Source organism: Pseudomonas sp. LBUM1640 (assembly GCF_059716225.1).
In genome coordinates this window covers 6,016,090-6,038,254 of sequence record NZ_CP166816.1, presented here as the reverse complement: position 1 = coordinate 6,038,254, position 22,165 = coordinate 6,016,090, and the positions used below count along the sequence as shown (strand labels likewise).

Sequence of the window (22,165 nt, the reverse complement as noted above, 5' to 3'; positions counted from 1 at the left end):
CTTAGGCAGCGGGTTGCAGGCCCAGGGAAGCAAGTTGTTGCACGCTGCCCTTGAACTGAATCATGCGCGGGTCATCCAGCGGCAAGGTGCGGCCGGTTTCCTTTTGAATGATGGTTTGCAGCTTGGCGTTGTCGACCTTGCCGTCGGCGCCGATGGCTTCCTGGAGTTTTTCTGGGGCGACTTGGGCGGTCTTGCCCGGCTCGAAATAGATAGCGCCGGTGGCGAAGTCCACACCAAACGCGATCAAGCCCGGGATCACGTAGAACAGCAGGCCTACGGCGTCGAGTACGGCAATGGTCGGGTCGATCTTGCCGTCGATCTGGCCACGGCGGTCCGGGTAGAAAATCGAACCGCAGGCCGTCAATTGGCTCAGCAGGGTGACGGCGAGGACACCGCCGATGACACGGGAAGCGATACGCATGAAAACTCTCCTGAACACAGTTAAAGGTGACTATAAGCCAGATCTACCAGACGACTATCCAATGTGGGAGCGGGCTTGCTCGCGAAGACGGCGTGTCAGTCAATACATGTGTCGACTGATACACCGCCTTCGCGAGCAAGCCCGCTCCCACACTTAACCGCGTTACCCGTGGGATTGGGCGGTGTTTTTGAGACCAGCATCGGCATCCGGCAGTTCGCCGTTATACTCGCCGCTCTGCTTTGGAGCCAGTATGAATTCGTTGCCGATCGATGATGTTTTACCTGCCCTGCGTGACGCCTTGGCGATTCGCCATGAAGCCGTGCTGGAAGCGCCCCCCGGCGCCGGTAAAACTACCCGTGTGCCCTTGGCCCTGTTGAACGAGGCGTGGCTGGCCGGGCAGACCATCTTGATGCTCGAACCTCGGCGCCTGGCCGCGCGCGCTGCCGCCGAACGCCTGGCCAGTGAGCTGGGTGAGAAGGTCGGCGAAACCGTCGGTTATCGCATCCGCCTCGACAGCAAAGTCGGCCCCAATACGCGCATCGAAGTGGTCACCGAAGGCATTCTTGCTCGCCGCCTGCAGACTGATCCCTCCCTCGAAGGAGTGGGCCTGGTCATCTTCGACGAATTCCATCTGCGTAATCTTGATGCAGATTTAGCGCTGGCACTGACCCTCAATGGCCGTGAGATGCTGCGAGACGATGTTCCTCTCAAAGTGTTGTTGATGTCTGCAACGCTGGAGGGAGAACGGCTATCTCGATTACTCGACGATGCGCCCATCGTTACGAGTGAAGGCCGTATGTTCCCGGTCACGACGATCTGGGGAGCTCCGTATCAAGCAAGTGATTATCTTGATCAGCGTGTGGTTCAGACATGCTTGGATGCCCTAGAAGAACAAGGTGGAAGTCTCTTGGTGTTTCTACCTGGGCAGGCCGAAATACGACGAGTACATCAGTCTCTGAAAGATCGCTTGGGTGATCGAGAAGATGTGCTGCTGTGCCCTTTGCATGGAGAGCTCGAGCTTGGCGCGCAACGAGCTGCCATTGACCCACCTCCTGCAGGACAGCGAAAGGTTGTGCTGGCCACCAACATTGCTGAAACCAGCGTGACTATCGAAGGTGTTCGAGTAGTAATCGACTCGGGACTCGAGCGTGTGCCTAGGTTCGACCCGCGTAGCGGAATGACCAGATTGGACACGCAACGGATATCGAAAGCGAGCGCGACTCAACGAGCGGGACGTGCGGGTCGTCTCGAGCCAGGTGTTTGTTATCGCCTGTGGTCAGAGGCCCAGCATGATCAACTGCCAGGCTACGGTACTCCTGAGGTACAGCAGGCCGACCTTGCTGGATTAGCTCTGCAACTGTTCAGATGGGGGGTAAAGCCCACTGATCTGAAATGGTTGGATGTTCCACCTGCGGCGGCCTATTCCCAAGCCTGCGACCTTCTGGTTCGATTGGGGGCTCTGGGTCATGATTGGACGCTCACGAAGCATGGGCAAGATATGGCGGAACTGCCTGCGCATCCGCGCATAGCCCACCTGCTTCTGCGAGGTCATGCTTTCGGCCTTGGACATCTTGCATGTGATATCGCCGCTTTGCTGGGGGAGCGTGATATCCAGCGTGGCGCCGGAGCGGATATCCACAGTCGCCTTGCAATCGTCTCTGGAGAGCAGCGTGCCGAGCGTTCCGAGCAAGGCGGTGCGCAACGTGCTAGGCAGCTTGCCAAGCAATACCGTTCTTATCTGCGCGGTCCCATTGCCGACCCGGTGGCTGATCCTGAGCACCCACGGTGGGTGGGAGCTCTATTGGCCCTTGCATACCCCGACCGTGTCGCTCAACAACGTCGTGCTGGTGGCGCTGAGTACCGTCTGGCCAATGGCCGTGCAGCCATGTTTACCGAAAGCGATGTGCTGATGAAGCATTCATGGTTGGTGATCGCTGATCTAGGTAGTCGCCAAGGCCAACGTGAAGAGCGTATTTATTTGGCTGCGGACTTCGATGAAGAGCTGTTCAACTCCGTTCTGAAAGAACAAGTCCGTCAGGTGGATGAGCTGGACTGGGATGAGCGGGAAGGCGTGCTTCGAGCGGAGCGGCAGTTGAAGGTTGGAGAGTTGATACTTTCCTCTGCGCCTCTGGCAAATCTTAGTGAAGAGGCTCGCGTCCAGGCGTTGATCAATTACATCCGTCGCAAGGGAATTGAACTCTTACCTTGGACTCCAGAGTTACGCCAGTGGCAAGCGCGTGTAGCGCTTCTGCGGGATCTGGATTTGGAGAAGGGGAGCGCAAGTGATTGGCCAGATCTTCGTGACCAGGTGCTTCTGGAGTCTTTAGGGGAGTGGCTTGGCCCCTACATTGCGAAGGTAACCAGGCTAAGCCACTTTGGGCAGATCGACCTGCCATCAATTCTGCGCACCCTTTTGCCGTGGCCGTTGCCGCAGCAACTCGAGGCACAGGCACCTCAGACGATTGGTGTGCCTTCTGGATCGAACATTCGAATCGACTACAGCGAGCGTCCTCCCATATTGGCTGTGAGACTCCAGGAGTTGTTTGGCCTTGCAGACACGCCGCGAATTGCCAACGGACGGCAGGTACTCAAGCTCCATTTGTTATCGCCGGCGCGACGTCCTGTGCAAGTCACCCAGGACTTAGCAAACTTCTGGAAGTCGACGTATGACGAAGTTAAGAAAGACCTCAAAGGTAGATACCCCAAGCATTTTTGGCCTGATGACCCCTTGATTGCGCAAGCCACCGCTAGGGCTAAGCCGCGAGGTACCTAGATAGCCGATGGGTGCACCGAGCCTGATGGCTCAAGCCTGGGTGGAGGTTGATTAATCGTGACAACCTCAGCATCACGGCCTCGCCATCCCGCGCTCGACCTTGGCGCAGTGGGTTGGCACCTGCGGTGTGCAACTGCAACCACCGCGTCTGCCGATATAGGGTTAGTGACGGAGTGGATTGCATCACAAACGACTGTGCGGTGGAGCATATTTGCTTACAAAGTTAAAGGCGTTAGCAACGCCAAGAGATTCATAAAGGGCAGGACACGTCTCGGTAAATAAAATTATCTATCTAGCCGAAAGGTCAGTCTTCGATTTTGTTCAACCTCTCTACTTCAGTTCATCAGCTCAATCGTCAGGGTGGCTTCGTTAATCTCATGTGTAGAGACCCGCGCATCAGCTTCCGGCAGCGTTGGGTCTATTTCCAAGCGCGCAGTGAAGGTCTTTCCCTTGGCAAGCTGGCCGCCAGAAATGGCAGCAAAGCTCTCGCCGGGTCGGAGCAGGGCCGAGTCGCCCGACGTTCCATTGATAATCCCGTCGGGCGTGGCGCTGGCTATCAGTACGCTTGTGCCGTCAATTTGAGCGTCAAACAACCGAACTATCATGCTGCCGCGTTTGCCATAACGAAAATCCCCTCTGACGCTACGCTCCCCGCGCAGCGTTAAGAGCATTCTCTGGGTGTAGGGGCAAGCCACGTTGAGCGACACCGTTCGCTTGCCGAATGTGACGTTGTTGCGGCCTGTTTGCGCGTCCTGTAGTTGCCAGCGTGACAGGGTGCCGTAATCAACGACACCGCCTCCCAAGGTCAAACTACAGCGGCTATCAACCGGCAGCGTAGGGGGGATGCCAGGCGCTTCGCCGATCAATTGCGAGTGCGCCTCCGCGTACTGACCAAAGACCAATCCTAGTACCAGCGGGACAAAGAGCATTTTCATCAGGTTCTCCTATCAGCGACATCGCGCGCTGGCGGTTTCGTACAGTTCATTCCCATTCACCGTCTCCGGCAATGCGAGGAAGAGTGTGCAAAGGGTATTACCCGAGTTCTGCACTTCCAGCGTCCCTCCATTGCCGGCATCGGAAATGAATACGCTGCCTTTCTCACCCACAACAGTTACGAAATCGCCGGCTTCATTAAAAACACTGGCTCCACGTGGTAGCGGTTTACCTTGACCATCCTTGACATCCACCAGAACCCGGCGCGTACGCACCACGTCAAAATTGATGTAGTTCACTGAACCGCGTGCGGCTTCTGTTTCCTGGTAAGCGTTGGCGATGTCGACATTCTTCGCCAGGCTACGGGTGTCTACCTGAATGGAAGAGCGCTTGTAGCCGCTGAGTGAAGGCAAAACCGCGTACCCGTCTGAATCAGTCCAAGTTGGGCCGGATGGCGTGTCGAGCTTTACTCCTCCTTCTTCGCCAACCTTGGCGATGCCGAAGGTATCTCCTACGCGGTAGGGTGAAAGCGTAAACCCGTTATCGTGTGCTACCACTGCACCTGTGGCGCGGGCCGACCAAGAGCTGTAGTTATCGGAGTCGTGACTCAGGCTGCCACTGAGCTGGCTGACCGGCGTGACCATATCCATGGCGCCGCTGGTTGAGGTGCGCTGGTTAAGAAAGTCCTGTTCACTCGATAGGCTCCAGCCCCGATCCCGGCTGGAACGGTCGCTGTATCGCACCCCTGCACGGCTGCTGTTATTGGCAGTTCTGACCCAACTGCTGACACTGCGGCTGCCGAAGGGAATATTGGCTGTCAGGTAAAAGCGGGTGTCGGGATCAGTGGTCGACGTGCCCGTGTCCTGCTCCAGGGTGGCACCGACGTACACTTGGCCAAACTGCTTACTCCAGCCGCCGCGCATATAGTCCGTGCTATCACCGTTGAAGTCCGTGCTGCGTGCCATTGAGAGCGACAGACTACCGAGCGACTGTGTCGACCAACCCAAACCTACACCGACCTGTTTAAGGCTGCGCCCAAGAGTGCTCTCAAGGTCATCATCCTGCAGGGCATCGCTGAGCTCGCGATAACCGTCGGTTTGCTGGCTGGCGTTGACGCTCACGCTGATACGCTCGCTCAGGTTGTGGGTCAATGAAGCCGTGAGCGACGCCCCCCGGAAGTCGTGGGTGGCATCCTCCGAAAATGTGCCTTGCAGCGACAGCAACGTAGAGTCCCAAGGCTGGGTGTCGAGGCCGATGGCACCTGCGCGATAAGGGGTTGAGCCCAGTAGGCCGGCATTGAGCGTGGCGTGCGGATTCAATACCCAGCCATTGGCAATAGTCGCGAGTATGGGCGATTCGCTACTGCCTTCCTGATCAAGCTTACCGACACCAAAGGAAAGGCCTGGCGCTACCGCGTTACCGTTGAGCAGCAAGGCGGAAGCCGGCACGGTGAACTGCCGTCTTTCACCATTGCTACCCGTCAGCGTGACTTCCAGATCCGACCGGGTGTTGAGCAGCGAGAAGCCCTGCAGCCGGAAGGGGCCGGCCGGAACTGTGGTGCTGTGCACCAGTACGCCAGACTGGCGAATTTCAACCACCGACTGGCTATCGGCAATACCTTCTACTAATCCAGGGCCTCCACGAGTGCCTTGGAGTGCAGCCTCGGGAAACATTTGAAAGCCCATCACCTGACCGGTACCGAACATGGAATTGGACAGACTGACCTGCCCCGCTTGAAGCACCTGTTTGGAACCAGTAAAGGTGCGCTGAGCATAAGCGGACTGATGCCGCATCGTGTCCACACCGTTAAAGCGTGAAAATGTCTGACGACTACGGATAATCCAGTCGTTGACATTGAGTCCGGCTTCGCTCCCCAGTTGCATGAAGGTTACGCCTGCTGTGGAGCCGGCGGAGTCCAGGTATTGGCCTTCATAGTTGAGCATCCCCGCAACGCCACCGTGATTCCAATTGCCACTTTTGGTTCCAGGATTGGCGACGGCCTGCAGTGGAAGCACCAGATCAACCCGACCTGCTCCCGGATCGAGATTGAGCTCAGTTTGCGGCCAGGCGGTTTTTAGATCGAAGCAGGCGATCTCTTCGCTAAAGCCGGGAGGGGACAATAATCCAGCTTGCTTCTGAAAGCTTTTGTCAGCACACAGTTGTCCGTTGTTATCAAAACGCGCTGTGATTTTTCCACGTGCACTGCCGTTCACTGTCAACGTCACCGAGTTCTCGCCAGGCAGAAAACGAGGCGCATGACGAAACAACTCAGCGAGTGAGGGGTCGACGCCCCGTGAGTTGATTGCCTGAGTGTCAAACTCAGTTTCGAATGCCTGATGAGGGTTGTCTGCTGCATAGGCTTTGGGTGCCCCGACAATGGCTGCTAACAAAGCGAGCGAGAGTACACAGTTCTGAGGACACTTCGTGAAGTTGTGGTGATACGGCTGTTGCACTGAATACCCCTTTACTGGCTCAGAGTCGCGTCGTAGGTGTCGACGGTGTAACCCCAGGTCGTAGCGGGTGATATGCGGATCTGTTGGGCTGCTCCCACTGTTTTGCCGTTCTCGGGCTTAACAGTCAGGCTTTGCCCAGGAAGCACGTAGGCGTTTGGCAGGATCCAAGAGGTGTTATCCGGAAGGGTTTGCACGCCTTGTCCCAGACGCACGACGTAAGGTGATGGGTTGTTGACGGTCAGGCTGTTGTCCTGCAACTTCCAGGTCAGATGTTTCCAAGGGGCAAGGTCTCTTTCCAATCCAGCAGGGCGGATAATGACGGGCAAGTTCTGGCGCACCGTGGTGCGAACGACGCTTTGGTCTTTTTGCTGGGGAGGTACGCCGTCAAACGTGACGCGTTTTAGTCTCTCGGTTTTCAGGGGCTCTTTAGTGGTCATGATGAAACGAACACGCTGAGTCTTGCCCGGCTCAACGCGAGCTGCGGGCGGTGTAACGATCAACAAACTTTCGGGGTCGTCGGGTATGTCGATCAATGTGGTCAGCAACAATACCGGGAAGGCATCGGTGTTCTTTACGTTGATGGCACTTTCGCCATCCGACTGTTCAACAATCACCACTGAGGTCTCAGGGTGCACGCCCGTTGCATGGGCAGCAGTAGATGCCAGCCACAGGGCAGTGGCCCCGGCCTTTAAGAAAGAGGGACGCTTCATGGTTGATTACCGTCTAGTTTAAATAAACTAATTAAGATACATAAGAGGTTGAAGATAACGGACGATCAAGTAGTCGGGCCTGGCGGCCCGACCAAGAGGCAAGGAGAATTACAAATAAACCAGTTCGATGACGGACGAACCGTCCAGAGCGATTGGTTTGGTCATGTCCAGCTCGCTGGTCTTGTTTAGGTAAGCCTGAACTTCAAGATCACCTGAGATAACGGTGAAATCTGCAGGCGCTGTACCGCCAGTAGTAGCCCACGATATTTCTCGGAAAGAATCTTGCTGAAACATAAATCCGCTGCTTGCGACCCAAGGGTTGTGAGCGCCATTTCTATGAATATTAGCTACAGTGACCGAGTCTGCTGAGGGATTAGTAAACCGAGCGCCGTAGCCCCCAATTCTGTTAGTACCATCTAACCCCAGACCTGCTACAGGAACCCTGGCGGTACTGAACAATAGCACGGTGGTAGGGGGGATAGCAGCACCCGAAGGACCTTCATATACTGCTCCCGCCGCAGTATTAGGTCGATCACTCTTGGTTCGCAAAGCCGCCTTCACAGGCGCGTCGCAAGTGATACTAATTGGGAGAGACATTACTGGAAGGACGGTATAGTCGGTCGATGACAATGCGTCAGGCTTGATAACGCCATAGTCAATGATGCCGCCACCCCCTAAGTTAACTAGGCATGCGGTCGGCGTAATAGTACCACTAACGCGCAGATCAACAGTATTTGCCATTGTTGGCAAGGATGCTGTCGCGAGTGCGGTTATGCCGAGGGCCAGAGCAATATTTTTTGTCGTGCGTTTCATAAGGTAAGTGCACCAAAGTAAGTGGACTTATAGGCTATTTAAAAGTCATTAATCCGGATATGAGATTCGTCTCAAAGCTTTCAACATTCATGTTAAATCGCCTGGGTTCCGGAGACGTCCCCACGCCTTGCTGTGAGGCCATTAGGAGGTGCCAAGATCTTGCAGCAATCGTTCCTCAAGAGCCTGGAGGCAAACCAATACATGTTCGACGTGGCCGTCATATTCCGGGGCGCCTACTTCACAGGCAATCTGCTCAATAACACGACATGCTTGCGCCAACGCATCATCGCCAGCCAATTGTGCTCCACCACGAATTTTATGAGCGACTCTGACCAATCCAGCTATATCGTCGAGGCTCGCTAAACGCTCCAGCTCCTGCCCCTCTTCGCGATGAGTGCGCACCAACTCATTTACCAGTGGGCCGTAGGATTCAGGGCTCAGAAGCCGGATTTTATCAAGCTCGCTCCCGCTGTTGGTCGCGGCCTGCGCGCGCCGCTTGGTGCTTTGCTCCACTTCAACAATCAACACAGTCAGTGTTTCTATACTGATTGGCTTGAACAGACATCGGGTCATGCCTGCCGCAAGGCATCGGTCGATGATTTCTGCCTGGGCGCTGGCAGTCAGGCCGAAAATAGGATGCGGACTCAGCGCCCTCTGTTGTTCTACGTCACGTATCGATCTGCTCAGCTCATAACCATCCATACGAAGCATGTTGCAATCGGTGATCGTTAAATCGAATGGTGGCTCTGCGTTCACCCACTGGGCAAGAGCTGTTTCACCATCTTCACACGGTAAAGCTTCATGTCCCAGATACTCCAGCTGCCTACAGAGTAGAAGTCGGTTCGCTGCATGGTCTTCCACCACTAGAATTCTCAATTTATGGGTCGATTGAGATTCGGCTTCAGGGGCAGTAGGGGGCTCGGTGAGCGCCACCAAATCTGCTTCGAACACCAAGGTAAACCGCGAACCCAGTCCCATTTGGCTATCGACGGTTAGTTGTGCTTCCAATAGTTTTGCCAAGCTGGCACAGATACTCAGCCCCAGGCCTGTGCCTGTCGCTCGATGCGCCTGCGGTTCAGCTTGTACGAAGGGCTCAAAAATCTCCTGTCGCTGCGACTCACTCAAGCCTTTTCCGGTATCACTTATCTGAATGGCAAACCTTGCACGGCCCGGAGCTAATTCACTCGGAAGCTCGCGCAACAATAGCTGGACACTGCCTTGCTCCGTGAATTTGATTGCGTTGCTCAAGAGATTAGCCACTACCTGATTGAGCATCAGACCATCAATCATAATGCCGTGGTTCTGAACCTCCATGACCAGTCGATAGTCGAGATTTTTCTTGCGCGCATTGGTTTCGAATAGGCGAAATATCGACCGACCCATTTCGTTCAGATCCGTCGGTTGTGGTGAGGGCGCCATTTCACCGGCCTCAATTTTGGACAGGTCGAGGATATCTCCGATCAATGAAAGCAGAGACTGCGCGGACTGATGCGCGACTTCCAGGTTCTCCTCTATCTGGTTGGAATTAACCCCCTCTAAACGCATCAGCTCTATCAAACCAACCAGGGCGCTGACCGGCGTGCGGATTTCATGACTCATACTCGCCAGGAATGCTGATTTCGAGCGGTTTGCGCTTATCGCTGCATCCGTTGCAAGGTTTAACTTCTCGATCAAATGCTCACGTTCTGTAATGTCGAGCCAGCCACCAATAATACCAATGTATTGGCTGTTGGAATTATGGAAGGGTAACGTCCAATGATAAACACGGTGCCTGTTTCCATTGACCTCAACATCGATGTCGGTAAACACCGGCTGGCCACTTTTCAATGTTTCAAGGTATAGGTTATGGTATTGCACATTAAAGTCTGCGCTAAATGTCTGACTTTCTATCAGGGTTGTACCGATAATTTGTTCACGAGACCTGTCAAAAAAATCCAAATAAGCCTGATTGCACTGAAGAAGGCGCCCTAGGCTATCTCGAACATAAAGTACCACCGGCGCCCCCTCCACCAGTGTGCGGGTAAATTGCAACTGGTCTTCAAGTTCTCGTTCAGCTTTTTGGCGTTTCTGTATGTTAATTTTTAAATAATGGTTCCAAATCAGGAACGCCAAGCCAAATAAGATTGAACCTGCAATGACAATATAAACGACATCTTTATAGTTGTTCCAGGCGCTGGCCACTGCCGGAAGCTTTTTTCCATCCCAGCGATCAACCATTGCCCGATATTCTTCGGGGGTAATTTCAAGCAGAGCGGTATTAATTATGTCCTTCAGAATTTGCTTGTCTGGCCCCACAGCCATGGCTACTTTGGCTGGTCGAGCCCCAATGACTGAAGCAATTTGCAGGTCAGATTGAAAATGGTGGTTGATAAAGTATTCGGCGCCAAACAAGGTATGAACAGCGCCATCTACCTTCCCGGCGGCCAGCATTTCAAGGCCTTCGGTGGCGTTATGTACTTTTACTGCAGTGATTCCAGGGAGTTCGTCCTGAACCATTTGACTCAGTGGGTTCCCCCAAGGTATGGCCAGGTGTAGTCCATTCAGCTCGCTTAAACTTTTGATGTCTGCTTGGGCGCGCCGAGTAACCACCACAAAAGGAGTGATCAGGTAAGGCCGAGTGTACTGATTACGCTCAAGTCGAAAGTCACTGATGCTAAGCGATGCGATTAAATCTACTTTCCGATCTTGTAGTTTAACGACCATATCACTGATGCTATCGCTACGAACCACCTCGAATTCCAAGCCGGTCAATCGTGTAATTAACTTCAGCATATCAGCGCTGAGTCCGTTGAAGCGATTCCGGTCATCGAAAAATGTCAGTGGCGAGTAGGAACCTGTTACTACAACCTTGAGTTTTTGATTTTCGGCTATCCACCTTCTTTGCTCATCGGTCAAAACCAGTGATTTACGAGCAACGATGAAGTTATTACTGAGCCCCCAATTTGCTGTGATGCGTAGCATGTCCGCGACCGGGATGGCCATCAGTGAGTGATTGATCGCCTCTAATAATTGTGGTTGTTGCGTACTGACATCAAAGTTGATGTCTGCCACGCGTGGGCCTGATTTATCATCAGCGATGTAGAAATTACTGGATGTGAAGCTCGATAATAAAAACTCTGCGGTGACTGCGTTGGTGAGAAAGGCATCGACTTGATCATACGCAAGGCCGGTGAGCGCATTCAGATGGTTGACATACCGCACGAGTTTGCTGTGGGGAAATTGGTCTTGAATACGCTTGACGTGCGCGTCAGTGGTGGCGATATAAGCTAAGCGTTGTTCATGGAGATCTTTACCCGGTGTGACGGGGCCGTTAATGCGACGAATAGTCACTTTGCGATTCAGGAGATAGGGCACGCTGGGCTTGAAGAAGGGGCTTTCAGGCGCCGTAACGTCGTTTAGCGCCAATACGTCAACCTGGCCTCTTGCCATTGCCTGCTGCGCATCTGCTCTGTTGGCAAACCGTCGCATTTGTATGGGGACTCCCAACATCTGCTGCAGTAGTGCCAGAACGTCGGCCGTGACCCCTTCGAAGGTGTCGGGTTCGAATCCAATATGTAAAGGAGGTTGAGCGCCACCCCAAAATGCGACGCGGATCTGCGGCTTGCTATCGAGCCATGCTTTCGTTTTGGCGTCAAAGGCGATGTTGGGAGCTGTTATCGGAGTACGCACCAGGAGTTTTACTTCTGAGGCGGAAAAGGCGAGCGAGGGGGTGACAAGCAACCCCAACAGGGACAGGGCGATAGGCCAGCGACGTATAGGTAGTATTTTCATGATCTTCTAGTTCTTTGAAGCGCTGGAGGTGTGGCCCTGAGCAATCGGCACGGGGGCAAGCATCACCGATCAGTTTATATCGGGTAACCGCTGACGGGAGAATGAGTTCTAAGCCGTAGTCATCACAAATAGAGTGCGTGCAGCGTGCTGCCCGGACGCAGCGGTCGTAGCACTAGTTCTATCGGCTTAGCCGATGTCAGGCGCCGTCAATGACAAAGAGTGATCCGTTCTGGAGATTGTTAAGAAATCCAGTCGTTCTTTTGATCGTTGTATGAGTCCGAAGGCTATATGGCAATTATGACCAGCGCCAGCGCATGACAATGAGATATGTCTCAAAAAACGGATCGCTTACTTGATGCGCAAGCATTGGTAAGGCGAAGCGGATTATAGTTAAGAAGAACGCCATGAACCGGGGATTTTTTTGGGGAAAAAGTTCGGGTAACGTGGAGCTGTTTTTTTGTGATGCGGGATATTTCCCACCCTGCTGCTAATAGGAGTTCCATCATGAAGTGGTCTGTAATGTCACCGTTGCGAGTCGCCCTCCTAGATGATCATGCAATGATTCGTGAGGCGCTGAAGGTTCGCCTGTCGCTGGAGGCAGACTTTAAGGGAGCTGGCGTTTACACCACCAGCCGCGATTTATTTGAGGGTTTACGCGCCCAATCGGCAGATTTGCTGGTACTCGATTATCAATTGAGTGAGGGGGAGATCGATGGCCTTCGTTTGATACAAACGCTCCGTACGCGTCATCCCGATTTGCGAATTGTGATTTTTTCGTCGGCGGAAAGGGCTGCAACGGTCAACATCTGCATTCGAGCGGGGGCAAATGGCTTTGTGGGCAAATCACAAGAAACCGAAGAGCTTTTGAAAGCCATTCGTATGGTCGCTTCTGACCGAATGTACTTGGCGCCGGCAGTGGCTGAGGCGCTGCATAGTCCGCCGAAATTGGCAGAGGACGATACTATCTTTAACGGGGATGAGGCGCTGGCACGTTGTTCGGAGCTGTCTCCCAGAGAGCGCGAGGTGTTGCGTTGCTGCCTAGACGGTTTGTCGGTTTCCCAAGTAGCTATAAAATTTTCACGTAGCAACAAAACGATCAGTGGGCAAAAACAAGCGGCGTTCAGAAAGTTAGGAATTCGCAGTGATACGGAGCTTTTTAAGATGCAGTCTCAATTGAAAGGTTTGTAGCTTTTGGGGTGAGTCAAATTAAATCGTTTCGTTTCGCTATTGAGTGCAAGTCTATTAAGTTATCGATTTGAAGCTTTTGATATATTCTTGTTTTGTAATTGCTTGTGGTCTTAGGGCTCAATAGCATTGCGCTCGCAATATCTTTGTTTTTCACGCCTTGCAGTAGTTGCTGCATGACTCGAAATTCGCAGGCCGATAAGCGCTGTAGTTGTTCATGTTCATGCGTGGTGCACTCTGGACGTTCCTCAGGGCAAGGGATGTCAGGGTAGTATTGTTTGTTGTTCTGGACGGTCCGGACAGCGTCAACCAATTTAGAGTACTGAGTTTGTTTGCTGAGGAAAGCATGAGCCCCCATTTTTCGGCACCGCCATGCTAAATGCCTTGATGGCAGGCCGGTTAATACGACAATTTTTACGGGTAGTTTTTTTTGCGCGATTGTTCTGATAACCGTTAGTCCGTCGATGACGGGAATCCCAATATCTAGAATCAGTGTTGAAGGGCAAAACTTCTTAATCAATTCAAGCGCGTCAGCGCCATTGTCCGCTTCCCCTATTACGTTATATCCCTCGCTGGCCAAGGTTAATTGAATGGCCATGCGAATGACGGGATGGTCATCCACTATAAGAATCCGATTGTTCATTTTTGTATTCCATTCGTCATTGTAAAGGTTGTTTGGGTGGGTAAGTGGCGTTGCCGTTTTCTCGCGTACGGGCCTTAAGCTTGCGTGGGCTTTAAGTCATGCGATGGGAGTGAAATTTGATTTTTAAAAATGGTGGTTTTTATCTATTAATTTTAGAAAGTCCACCAGTGCGTCGTAGCTAATGGTTTCAATCAGTCGCACCTGATGGTTGGGCCGTTTAGATAAAGTTTTAGGCGTGTCAGGCGCCGCCTTCGAGTCATAGATGAGTACGTGCCGTAGACACGCGTTATTTACACAGAAGTCCACCGTGTCTAGCCCTGCCGCTGAAATTAATTCTGCGTTAATAATTAATAGGTCGAAGCGATCATATAAGTCTGGGCTGAAATGTGTGAGGGCGGTTAGCTCATCGAAGGATTTTGTAGGGCAAACCCTGAAGTAGCCTAATATAGCCAGTATTTTTTCGACAGAGACACGTCGTGTAGAATCATGGTCGGCGATTAACAATCTCATTGGGCGGGTAGCGAAATTTGAGTGCGTCATGACGGCGGTGCTCAATAATTTGTAGTGCCTGCAAAAATACACTGACTGTTGTGATGGCGATCTAAGAACTGTCTCAAATTTTGCTAATTGGAGTTACGTGCCAACAGAGCTTTCATGCGCTGTTTTTATAACTCCAATTACCCAATGCTAAAATGTATGTATCAAGTAGAGTAAGTGTCTTTTCCTTCGGTAGGAATAAACAAATAGGGCGACGCTCGGTAGATAAACGGCTTCTGACTATTTTTAATGAGTTAAAACGCCTTTACCGGCCGCCATTCAACTGCTGAAGCGCCATCGCGACATGTGCTTCTCAGAAGTAGAGGATGGTCGACCGTCCTCTATCATCAGCACTCTTGCTGCCCAGGCTTACAACCAGGGAGGTTCAGTCAGTGGAGCACTGTTATCCATCCTCAGCTCAATGGATAAGTACATTCGAGAAAAGGATGGCGTGTGCTGGATTGAGAACCCATCTAATCCTCGTGAAAACTTTGCCGACAGTTGGGAGCACGAACCGGAACTAAAGCAAGGATTTATGATTGGCTAGAGATGGCAAGGTCGGATTTCTCCCAGGCTGTGCAACTGAGCGACATGGACGCGGTTATGGATATTCTTGCTCCTCGCATGGGTCGCACTTTGGTTGAGCGCGCAGCACATACCAGGAGCCAATCCGCAGTTGTTAGGTCGATAGCCAAGCGCAAAAATCCGACCCAAAGGCATTGCTGATGCGCCACACCGAAAACCGACCACGTGGCCGAAAATCCTTGATGGAAAGGTTACGATCTTAGCTCGGTCATCCTTGAATGGGTTCCGTACCCTGCTCGTGTCCAGCGGGCGGCCTATTCGTAAAGGTTCTACTCTCGAGTTCATTGCATCGACAGACGTGACACCTCCATTCACTGTGTATTGGCAGGTGGTAAACACTGGGCGTGAGGCTGCAAACTCGAAAGATCTTCGAGGCAGCTTTGAGAGTTCCACAACCGAAATGGAAAGCCTATGGAAGGAGGAGCAGGCAGGTTATGCGGGCACTCACACCATCGAGTGCTTTATCGTGAAGGGCGACTACTGCGCTGCCCGTAGCGGCCAATTCGTGGTGGAGATTCAGCGCTGAGCCATGAGTTCGTCCGCGATTGAGCGTCTAGGGAAGTCACCGCGCACTGATCGAGGCAGGTGTCAATCTTCGAAGGCGTTTTTAGGCGGTGTTTCGTCTAGGGCTGTCAATCTGTGGTTGCGGCAGGAAAATTTGTGTCAAGCATGTGCGCAGGGATTGACAGTCAAGAGGTGTCAACCTGCTTAAAGCCTCATGCCATGATTTTCGAGGGGGCATTCGTATCAATGTCTAGAACTGAATTACGATGCGGGACATTACTGGCCGGATGATCCGTTGGTGGCGGAAGCGACGGCCCGGATCAAACCGCGCAAGTAGCCTCGATGCAGATCAACTGTGGGAGCTGGCCCACACACCTTGAGTTTTGTGGTGTGGGTTATTGCGCGGCCGGCAGCAGGAAGCGCGCAATTACTGGCAGGTGGTTGGAGATGCGCAACGTATCCGCCTGCCGCACTTTAGCCTCCACCCGCTTGATGCGTGGGCTGTAGAACAGATAATCCAGCGTACGATCCGGACCCTCCACACTCGGGTCATTCGGAAAGTGCGTCAGCCATTTCTCACGGTCAATCCCACTGGACTCGCTGTTACTCGGGATCATCGGGTATTTGTCCCACAGCAGATGCAGCTCACTGTCCGGTGAATACTGGCCGCGCTTTTCCGCATCCAAACGCAGGAATTGCCCCAGAGGCAGCAAGTTGAAATCCCCGCCGATCAGCCAGGGCGTGCCACGGCCTTCGAACTTATCCAGCAGCTTCACCGTGGCTTTCGCCTGTTCTTGCACCGCCGAACGCCCTGGCCTGTCGCCATCCAGGCGGGTATTGAGCACGGCCAGTTGGCCGCCATCGCTCAGCGGCAGGTAGGTCAGCAATAACGCGGGTTTAGGTTGGAACTGGCGGCTGATGACGTTGGTCGGGGATACCGGCAGTTGCAGGCGTTCGGCGTGTTCGATCTGGTAGCGGCTGAGGGTCACGAGCTTGCGGCCGACGCTGCCGAAGATATGCAGGTTGGGCACAAAGTCGGCTTTCCAGTCGAAGGCCTGAGCGCTGCACGGGTAGAGATCGACCAGGCGCTCTTGCAGCAGTGCGATCTGGTCCTGGTAGTGCGATGACTTGGCGTTTTCGTCGAGTTCCTGCAGCAGCAGGATGTCGGGTTGTTCGTCGCGAATCACCCGCGCCACTTCGTCAAGGCTGGAGGCCATGTCTTCCACGGTGGGGCGGTCGTCCGGGCCGCTGCCGTCGGCGGTGTCGTACCAGAACACGTAGTTCTTGCCGGCCAGGTATTGCACGTTCCAGGTCATCACCTTGAGTGCCTGCCCCGGCAGCAAAGTCGGTGCACGCGGCGCCACGCAGCTCACGGGCAGAGTTTCTTTGTCGGCGGGGCGCCAGCTCAGGCTGTAGATCAAGGCGGTGAGCAGGCCCGCGATGATCAACAGGCTCAACAGGGTGATGCGCAATAAACGGGTCATCGGCTCGGCTTATAGCGTTTCAGAAGTGGCACGGAGCATATCACCGCGCGTCGGCATCGCCACCGATCAGCATGAATAAACGGAACAACACCACGCTGGTAAACAGTTGCAGGAAGCTTTGGGCGCTGTCGATCAGCAGGCCCAGCAACGGCGCGGGATCAGGGTACGCCACCTCGCTGGCCCCCTTGAGCAGCAATAGCGGCGTCATTACGCACAGCAGGCACACCAGAATTTGCCAGAAGTGCCCTCGTGTCAGGCGCACACTTTCTTTCATCGCCTCCAGCGCCGACATGCCGCGCAGCACCAACAGGTACTCAGCAAACGCCAGGATGACCATCAGACACAGGCCCGGCAGGTAATACAACGAAAACGCAAACACGAGCAGCAGCGTGCAGATGGCCGTCAGCAGGGCGAACCGTGGCCACAGGGTCAGCGCCAGCGCCCACACATCTTTAGTGCGCGGCGACTCGCCACGGGTGCGCGCATCAAGAAACAGGATCAAGGCGCCGGTGTACAGCGGGTACACCAACAACCCCGCCACCATGGGCGAGCCGGGGAATGCATTCGGGCCCAGCGTGCGGTCGAGTACCTGTTGCAGGAAGGCTTCGAGAATCACCAACGGCAGGCACAGCTGGACGATGGCGCCCAGGTTGCATTGGGTGAAACGGAAGGAGTCGCGCAATACGTCTAACGGATTCATCAGGTTCATCACAGGCCTAAAAGCAAGGCCAACACTTTAACCGATCATTGCCGGGCGTAAGCAAACGTAAACCTTGCGTAAAGACCATTGAAACGTCGGCCAAGAGCCCCATAACTGAGGCGTAGCTTGCTTGATGACAGGCAGGCCCATGATTTCTACCGGCAATCTAACGAGGTCGCCATGAACAGCGAAGAGCAAACCCTGATCGATGGACTGTTTTCACGGTTGCAACAAGCCGAAACGGACTCAGCCCCCCGCGACGCCCTGGCCGAAGCGCGGATCAAGGAGCACATGACGCGCCAGCCGGCCGCCGGGTATTACATGACCCAGTCGATCCTGGTGCAAGAACACGCGATCAAGAGCCTCGACGCGCAAAACAAGCAACAGGCGCAGCAGATCCAGCAGTTGCAGGATGAGTTGCAGCAAACCAAGTCTCAGGCCGCACAACCTGCGCCGAGCAGCGGTGGTTTCCTGTCGAGCATCTTTGGCGGCGGCAGTTCTCGCGACGCGCAGCCCGCACAAAGCGCTCCGGCGTCTTCGTCGGGCGGTGGCTGGCGTGAACCGGCGCGGCCTCAGTTTGGCCAGCCTGCGCCCCAGCAAAACTTCGGCGCGCCGCAGCAGAACTATCAACAGCCACAGCAAGCGCCAGCCGCTCCGATGGGTGGCGGTTTCCTCGGTGGCGCGCTGAAAACCGCTGCTGGCGTGGCCGGTGGTGTGATGCTGGCCCAAGGTATCAGCAGCCTGTTCAACCACAACTCGCAACAGCCGCAGGTCGTGGAAGAGATCATCCGCGAAGAGCCGGCGCCGGCCAGTGACAACGGCAACTGGGGCAATGACGACCAGAAATTTGCCGGCAATGACAGCTGGGGCAGCGACAACGCCTCGGACAGCTTCGCCGACAACGACTATTCCGACGATTCCTCCTCCTTTGGCGACGACGACTCCTTCGTCTGACCCGCACTTAACCGGGGCGCTTCGTCGCCCCGGGCTGATTTTTCGCTGAAACTTTCCCATGGCTGGCATACTGGCGCCTTTCCGGGCGTTGGCGCCTGGCTGTCATGAGGAAGTGCGGTGAAGAAAATTGCGGTGTTCGCCGATGTACAAAACCTCTACTACACCGTGCGCCAAGCCTACGGCTGCCACTTCAACTATGCAGCGCTGTGGGCTGACATCAGTTCGCGCGGGCAGATCGTCGAGGCCTATGCCTATGCCATCGACCGTGGCGACAGCAAACAGCAGCAGTTCCAGCAGATCCTGCGCAACCTGGGCTTTACGGTAAAACTCAAGCCGTACATCCAGCGCGCCGACGGCTCGGCCAAGGGCGACTGGGACGTGGGCATCACCCTCGACATCATGGACGCCGCCGACCACGTCGACGAAGTGGTGCTGGCCTCCGGCGACGGCGATTTCGACATGCTGCTCGAACGCATCATCCAAAAGCATGGCGTCGAGGCCGTTGCCTACGGCGTGCCGGGGCTGACGGCCAACTCACTGATACGCGCCGCCAGCCGCTACGTGCCGATCGAAGGCGCGTTGCTGCTCAAATAAGTCAATGGTTAGACGGAGTTGGAACAGGTTTGGAACGTATAGCGGTCATCGACTTTGAAACCACCGGCATCACCCCCAGCAGCCACTGCCGGGCCACGGAAATCGCGGTGGTCATCCTTGAGCGCGGCCAGATCGTGGACCGCTACCAGAGCCTGATGAATGCCGGCGTGCGCGTGCCGGGCTTCATCGAGCAACTCACCGGCATCAGCAACGCCATGCTGCGCAGCGCGCCACCGGCTGAGCGGGTGATGAACGAAGTGAATGAATTCGTCGGCACCACGCCACTGCTGGCGCACAACGCCGCGTTCGACCAGAAGTTCTGGGACTTCGAACTGGGCCTGATCCGCCGCACCCGCCTGCAAAAATTCGCCTGCTCGCTGCTATTGGCGCGCCGGCTGATGCCTTCGGCGCCCAACCACAAGCTCGGCACGTTGAATTCGTTCGCCCAACTGCCCCACACCGGCAAGGCTCACCGGGCGATGGCGGATGCGGAGATGGCGGCCAACCTCACAGCGCATCTGGCCGAGCAACTGCGCGGTACGCATGGGTTGCGCGAACTGTCCCACGACCTGCTGTGCACTTTGCAGAAAGTGCCGGCAGCGAAGATCAATGAGCATTTGAAGAAGCATCGCGGGTTCTAACACTTGCGATGATCGTTCCCACGCTCTGCGTGGAAACGCCTCCTGTGACGCTCCGCGTCACGACCTCAAGAGCGGACGCAGAGCGTCCTTGGCTGCATTCCCACGCAGAGCGTGGGAACGATCGGCGGTTGGCTATCGAGGCTGCACACACGCCAACGCCCGATTCACCACCTCCTTCGCCATCCCCACCAAATGCATCACCGCCCGCTGCTGCGCATTCATCGCCTCAGCCGACGAGTGCGCCGTCTCCACCGCGCAATGCAGCAAATCCGCCGCATGGGCCAGGGCGTCTTCGAAGCTCAGGTTGTCATTCAGCACAAAATTGGGCGCATCCGGGGCGCAGGCTTTGAGGTAGTAGTCGATGGCTCGGCGGTTGAGCAGGGCGTCTTCGCTTAGGAAGTCGGGTGGATCGGGGGTGACTTTGACCATGGTGTAATTCCTCTGAAGTAAGAGGCCGTCACCGTTCGCTTGCACGCGAATGAGGGTGGCAGCTGTACGCAGGTGTGCAAGACCGGGGCAAAGGAAACCCGGCAGACCCGAGGGTCTCCAGCGCACAGCCGCCATAACAGAAAAAAGCCAGTCAATAAAAACTGGGCATTTAGATGTAGGACGCTTGTGCACCTTCGCGAGTCGGACTTGCACGTCCGGTCATCGATTGTTCGATGACGAGGCGAGACTAGCTACCTGATCTGACTGGCGCAAGGCTTCGGAATTCTCTAGGAAACGTCCCGCAAATGAAAGGGATCGGTCTTGCTGGCCACTGAAACATCAGTTTTTTATGGGGCCTTTTACGCTCTTTCTGAGTGGTCAGTAGGTCGATCAGCTAATGCACCGTCGGACCTTTCTGTTTTATTTCTTCACCCATCTATTGCCCTTCGCGGCGACCTAACATTGCGCCTGTCATTTACGTAAAAGGACGACGTCATGCAGGAAAGCGACCTCCATACAGCAATCATGCGAAGCCAGTCTGAACTCCAGCGCAATGGCGTAGACCTCGGATCAACTTCCAGCATGGCGTTTCATTTGGGAAACACGATGACAAGCTGCCCGGCAGTCATGGTTGTGCCTCATTCGCCGGGCTGGACCCACGGCGCCAGTTACCAGTTACTCAGGCCCGCTCAAGCTGACACCTCGGTGCCGAGCACTACGATTGACGAGCTCTGGAGCTGCACAAAGCAACACTACGGCTTGACGACGGTAACGGTTCTCACTGGCGCGGCGGGCATACCCATCAGCAAAATTGCCGTGGGGACTTGGGTCCACGTCGGCTCCAGCAAAACGACGAACCTGGCGAGCCTTATTGGAATGCGCTTTTTCCCTCGTACACTGATCAGGCAACCGACAGTGGCTAGGGTGGCAAAAGCAACGTTTGGCACCGTCCGCGTATTTGGCATTATTGGGCGGGGTATTCCCTTCGTCGCTGCGGGACTGGCTGTTTTTGACTTAATCAGTATTGGCAAATGTGCCTATGAGGCAAGAAATGGAAGGTAGCCTTACCCGAGCCGAGATCACTGAAAAAGTGATTCAACTGTTCATCGATATCATTGGCTTTATCGACCGAAGCGAGGTGACGGAGCAAACGGATTTCATCCATGACTTCAAGATCATTGATGACGATCTGACCTGCTTTGTCATGCAGGTTAAGTGGCAATTCAACCTGCAGGCGACTCAGGAAGACTGGGATCACATCACGACCATCAAGCAGATTGTCGATTTGGTTGCTCAGCGCTCAAGTCTTGTTTGATCGTTCCCACGCTCCGCGTGGTAACGCATCCTGTGACGCTCCGCGTCACGACCTCAAGAGCGGACGCAGAGCGTCCTTGGCTGCATTCCCACGCAGAGCGTGGGAATGATCGGTGTCAGGTGGCTTTCCCTTCCAACTGCCCCAACGGCACTCGCCGCTCTATCGCGCTGGATAAAATAATCGATGTCTTGCTGAACCCGAACTTAGCCACCCGATTGATCAGGTTCTCCAGCTCCGGCATCGAGCCCACCGCCGCCTGCATGATCACGCACGGGTCGCCCGTTACCCGGTGGCATTCGGTCAGCTCGGGGATTTCCGCGAGGGCGTCGTAAACCTTCTGGCTGCCGTTGTTGGTCAAGCGCAGTTCAATCGTGCATTGAATCGGCAGGCCGATTTTGGACAGGTCCACCTTGGCCTGATACCCGGTGATCACACCACTGGCTTCCAGCTTGGCCACGCGTTCGGCCACGGCGGGGGCGGAGAGGTTTACGGTGCGGGCCAGTTGCGCGTAGGAAGCGCGGCCGTCTTCGAGCAGGGCGCTGAGGAGCATGCGGTCGTATTTGTCCATGATAAGGCTCCGTGAATGCGTGGCTTTCGAATGCACGGGTTATAGCCTTCACAACCATGTTTTGAAAAGTGTATGGGCGCTTTAAACAGGTTTTGTAACTTATGTTTAGCGTGCTGCCTTTCTAGAATAAGCCTCCAATTTCCTGCCGCAGA

The 22,165-nt window shown here is 54.7% G+C and carries 19 protein-coding genes; 8 read left to right on the top strand and 11 right to left on the bottom strand.

Features of this window, described 5'->3' with window-relative positions:
* Nucleotide 1: 1 nt before the first annotated feature.
* Nucleotides 2–421: a periplasmic Zn2+ metallochaperone PmcY gene (gene pmcY, locus ACA065_RS26800; protein ID WP_048724598.1), complete on the bottom strand. Its 420-nt coding sequence runs from the start codon at nucleotides 419–421 to the stop codon at nucleotides 2–4.
* Nucleotides 422–671: 250 nt separating this feature from the next.
* Here pmcY and hrpB point away from each other — a divergent pair, with 250 nt between their 5' ends.
* A complete protein-coding gene (gene hrpB / locus ACA065_RS26795; protein WP_497692219.1) occupies nucleotides 672–3,194 on the top strand; it encodes an ATP-dependent helicase HrpB in 2,523 nt (840 codons plus the stop codon).
* A gap of 335 nt (nucleotides 3,195–3,529) precedes the next feature.
* Here hrpB and ACA065_RS26790 read toward each other — a convergent pair whose 3' ends face one another.
* From ACA065_RS26790 to ACA065_RS26770, 5 genes are all read right to left on the bottom strand, one after another.
* Nucleotides 3,530–4,129, bottom strand: coding sequence for a DUF1120 domain-containing protein (locus tag ACA065_RS26790; protein ID WP_497692218.1), 600 nt, complete (start codon nucleotides 4,127–4,129; stop codon nucleotides 3,530–3,532).
* A gap of 12 nt (nucleotides 4,130–4,141) precedes the next feature.
* The gene (locus ACA065_RS26785) at nucleotides 4,142–6,580 is read right to left on the bottom strand and encodes a fimbria/pilus outer membrane usher protein (RefSeq protein ID WP_497692217.1); all 2,439 of its coding nucleotides are present in this window, start codon (nucleotides 6,578–6,580) and stop codon (nucleotides 4,142–4,144) included.
* Between the two features lie 11 nt (nucleotides 6,581–6,591).
* Entirely contained in the window at nucleotides 6,592–7,290 is a 699-nt protein-coding gene (locus ACA065_RS26780; RefSeq protein ID WP_497692216.1) for a fimbria/pilus chaperone family protein, read from the bottom strand.
* Between the two features lie 108 nt (nucleotides 7,291–7,398).
* Nucleotides 7,399–8,103 carry a DUF1120 domain-containing protein gene (locus ACA065_RS26775; protein ID WP_497692215.1) on the bottom strand — a complete coding sequence of 235 codons (705 nt, stop codon included), beginning with the start codon at nucleotides 8,101–8,103 and terminating at the stop codon, nucleotides 7,399–7,401.
* A gap of 141 nt (nucleotides 8,104–8,244) precedes the next feature.
* Complete coding sequence (locus ACA065_RS26770; RefSeq protein WP_497692214.1) at nucleotides 8,245–11,874, bottom strand: transporter substrate-binding domain-containing protein; 3,630 nt, start codon at nucleotides 11,872–11,874, stop codon at nucleotides 8,245–8,247.
* 504 nt (nucleotides 11,875–12,378) lie between these two features.
* On the opposite strand from ACA065_RS26770, the gene ACA065_RS26765 reads away from it, so the two are divergent.
* Complete coding sequence (locus ACA065_RS26765; protein WP_497692213.1) at nucleotides 12,379–13,062, top strand: response regulator transcription factor; 684 nt, start codon at nucleotides 12,379–12,381, stop codon at nucleotides 13,060–13,062.
* A gap of 13 nt (nucleotides 13,063–13,075) precedes the next feature.
* On the opposite strand, the gene ACA065_RS26760 is transcribed toward ACA065_RS26765, so the two are convergent.
* Nucleotides 13,076–13,702: a response regulator gene (locus ACA065_RS26760; protein ID WP_497692212.1), complete on the bottom strand. Its 627-nt coding sequence runs from the start codon at nucleotides 13,700–13,702 to the stop codon at nucleotides 13,076–13,078.
* A gap of 1,240 nt (nucleotides 13,703–14,942) precedes the next feature.
* On the opposite strand from ACA065_RS26760, the gene ACA065_RS26755 reads away from it, so the two are divergent.
* Nucleotides 14,943–15,350: a nucleotide-binding domain-containing protein gene (locus ACA065_RS26755; protein WP_497695425.1), complete on the top strand. Its 408-nt coding sequence runs from the start codon at nucleotides 14,943–14,945 to the stop codon at nucleotides 15,348–15,350.
* A gap of 373 nt (nucleotides 15,351–15,723) precedes the next feature.
* Here ACA065_RS26755 and ACA065_RS26750 read toward each other — a convergent pair whose 3' ends face one another.
* Together ACA065_RS26750 and ACA065_RS26745 are read right to left on the bottom strand one after the other, a co-directional pair.
* Nucleotides 15,724–16,812, bottom strand: a complete 1,089-nt coding sequence (locus ACA065_RS26750) for an endonuclease/exonuclease/phosphatase family protein (RefSeq protein WP_497692211.1) — start codon at nucleotides 16,810–16,812, stop codon at nucleotides 15,724–15,726.
* Nucleotides 16,813–16,852: 40 nt separating this feature from the next.
* Entirely contained in the window at nucleotides 16,853–17,512 is a 660-nt protein-coding gene (locus tag ACA065_RS26745) for a DUF7847 domain-containing protein (protein WP_497692210.1), read from the bottom strand.
* A 180-nt stretch (nucleotides 17,513–17,692) separates the two neighbouring features.
* On the opposite strand from ACA065_RS26745, the gene ACA065_RS26740 reads away from it, so the two are divergent.
* The 3 genes from ACA065_RS26740 to ACA065_RS26730 all read left to right on the top strand — a co-directional run bounded on the left by ACA065_RS26740 (nucleotide 17,693) and on the right by ACA065_RS26730 (nucleotide 19,701).
* Nucleotides 17,693–18,466: a DUF2076 domain-containing protein gene (locus tag ACA065_RS26740; protein WP_497692209.1), complete on the top strand. Its 774-nt coding sequence runs from the start codon at nucleotides 17,693–17,695 to the stop codon at nucleotides 18,464–18,466.
* 117 nt (nucleotides 18,467–18,583) lie between these two features.
* Nucleotides 18,584–19,060: a LabA-like NYN domain-containing protein gene (locus ACA065_RS26735; RefSeq protein WP_017139349.1), complete on the top strand. Its 477-nt coding sequence runs from the start codon at nucleotides 18,584–18,586 to the stop codon at nucleotides 19,058–19,060.
* A gap of 29 nt (nucleotides 19,061–19,089) precedes the next feature.
* Nucleotides 19,090–19,701 carry a 3'-5' exonuclease gene (locus ACA065_RS26730; protein WP_106579327.1) on the top strand — a complete coding sequence of 204 codons (612 nt, stop codon included), beginning with the start codon at nucleotides 19,090–19,092 and terminating at the stop codon, nucleotides 19,699–19,701.
* Between the two features lie 132 nt (nucleotides 19,702–19,833).
* Here ACA065_RS26730 and ACA065_RS26725 read toward each other — a convergent pair whose 3' ends face one another.
* Nucleotides 19,834–20,130, bottom strand: coding sequence for a DUF3077 domain-containing protein (locus tag ACA065_RS26725; RefSeq protein WP_497692208.1), 297 nt, complete (start codon nucleotides 20,128–20,130; stop codon nucleotides 19,834–19,836).
* Between the two features lie 495 nt (nucleotides 20,131–20,625).
* Here ACA065_RS26725 and ACA065_RS26720 point away from each other — a divergent pair, with 495 nt between their 5' ends.
* Nucleotides 20,626–21,192 carry a hypothetical protein gene (locus tag ACA065_RS26720; RefSeq protein WP_497692207.1) on the top strand — a complete coding sequence of 189 codons (567 nt, stop codon included), beginning with the start codon at nucleotides 20,626–20,628 and terminating at the stop codon, nucleotides 21,190–21,192.
* Complete coding sequence (locus tag ACA065_RS26715) at nucleotides 21,182–21,445, top strand: acyl carrier protein (RefSeq protein ID WP_497692206.1); 264 nt, start codon at nucleotides 21,182–21,184, stop codon at nucleotides 21,443–21,445. Before ACA065_RS26720 ends, ACA065_RS26715 begins: the two co-directional genes overlap by 11 nt.
* Nucleotides 21,446–21,560: 115 nt before the next feature.
* On the opposite strand, the gene ACA065_RS26710 is transcribed toward ACA065_RS26715, so the two are convergent.
* Nucleotides 21,561–22,013, bottom strand: coding sequence for an Lrp/AsnC family transcriptional regulator (locus ACA065_RS26710; RefSeq protein WP_065911111.1), 453 nt, complete (start codon nucleotides 22,011–22,013; stop codon nucleotides 21,561–21,563).
* Between the last annotated feature and the right edge of the window lie 152 nt (nucleotides 22,014–22,165).

Bases quoted from the DNA above. Each gene is read 5' to 3' on its own strand.
- ACA065_RS26750 (WP_497692211.1), bottom strand. From the start codon at position 16,812: ATGACCCGTTTATTGCGCATCACCCTGTTGAGCCTGTTGATCATCGCG.
- ACA065_RS26775 (WP_497692215.1), bottom strand. From the start codon at position 8,103: ATGAAACGCACGACAAAAAATATTGCTCTGGCCCTCGGCATAACCGCA.
- ACA065_RS26720 (WP_497692207.1), top strand. From the start codon at position 20,626: ATGCAGGAAAGCGACCTCCATACAGCAATCATGCGAAGCCAGTCTGAA.
- ACA065_RS26725 (WP_497692208.1), bottom strand. From the start codon at position 20,130: ATGGTCAAAGTCACCCCCGATCCACCCGACTTCCTAAGCGAAGACGCC.
- ACA065_RS26770 (WP_497692214.1), bottom strand. From the start codon at position 11,874: ATGAAAATACTACCTATACGTCGCTGGCCTATCGCCCTGTCCCTGTTG.
- ACA065_RS26760 (WP_497692212.1), bottom strand. From the start codon at position 13,702: ATGAACAATCGGATTCTTATAGTGGATGACCATCCCGTCATTCGCATG.
- ACA065_RS26790 (WP_497692218.1), bottom strand. From the start codon at position 4,129: ATGAAAATGCTCTTTGTCCCGCTGGTACTAGGATTGGTCTTTGGTCAG.
- ACA065_RS26780 (WP_497692216.1), bottom strand. From the start codon at position 7,290: ATGAAGCGTCCCTCTTTCTTAAAGGCCGGGGCCACTGCCCTGTGGCTG.
- ACA065_RS26745 (WP_497692210.1), bottom strand. From the start codon at position 17,512: ATGAATCCGTTAGACGTATTGCGCGACTCCTTCCGTTTCACCCAATGC.
- ACA065_RS26765 (WP_497692213.1), top strand. From the start codon at position 12,379: ATGAAGTGGTCTGTAATGTCACCGTTGCGAGTCGCCCTCCTAGATGAT.
- pmcY (WP_048724598.1), bottom strand. From the start codon at position 421: ATGCGTATCGCTTCCCGTGTCATCGGCGGTGTCCTCGCCGTCACCCTG.
- ACA065_RS26740 (WP_497692209.1), top strand. From the start codon at position 17,693: ATGAACAGCGAAGAGCAAACCCTGATCGATGGACTGTTTTCACGGTTG.
- hrpB (WP_497692219.1), top strand. From the start codon at position 672: ATGAATTCGTTGCCGATCGATGATGTTTTACCTGCCCTGCGTGACGCC.
- ACA065_RS26710 (WP_065911111.1), bottom strand. From the start codon at position 22,013: ATGGACAAATACGACCGCATGCTCCTCAGCGCCCTGCTCGAAGACGGC.
- ACA065_RS26715 (WP_497692206.1), top strand. From the start codon at position 21,182: ATGGAAGGTAGCCTTACCCGAGCCGAGATCACTGAAAAAGTGATTCAA.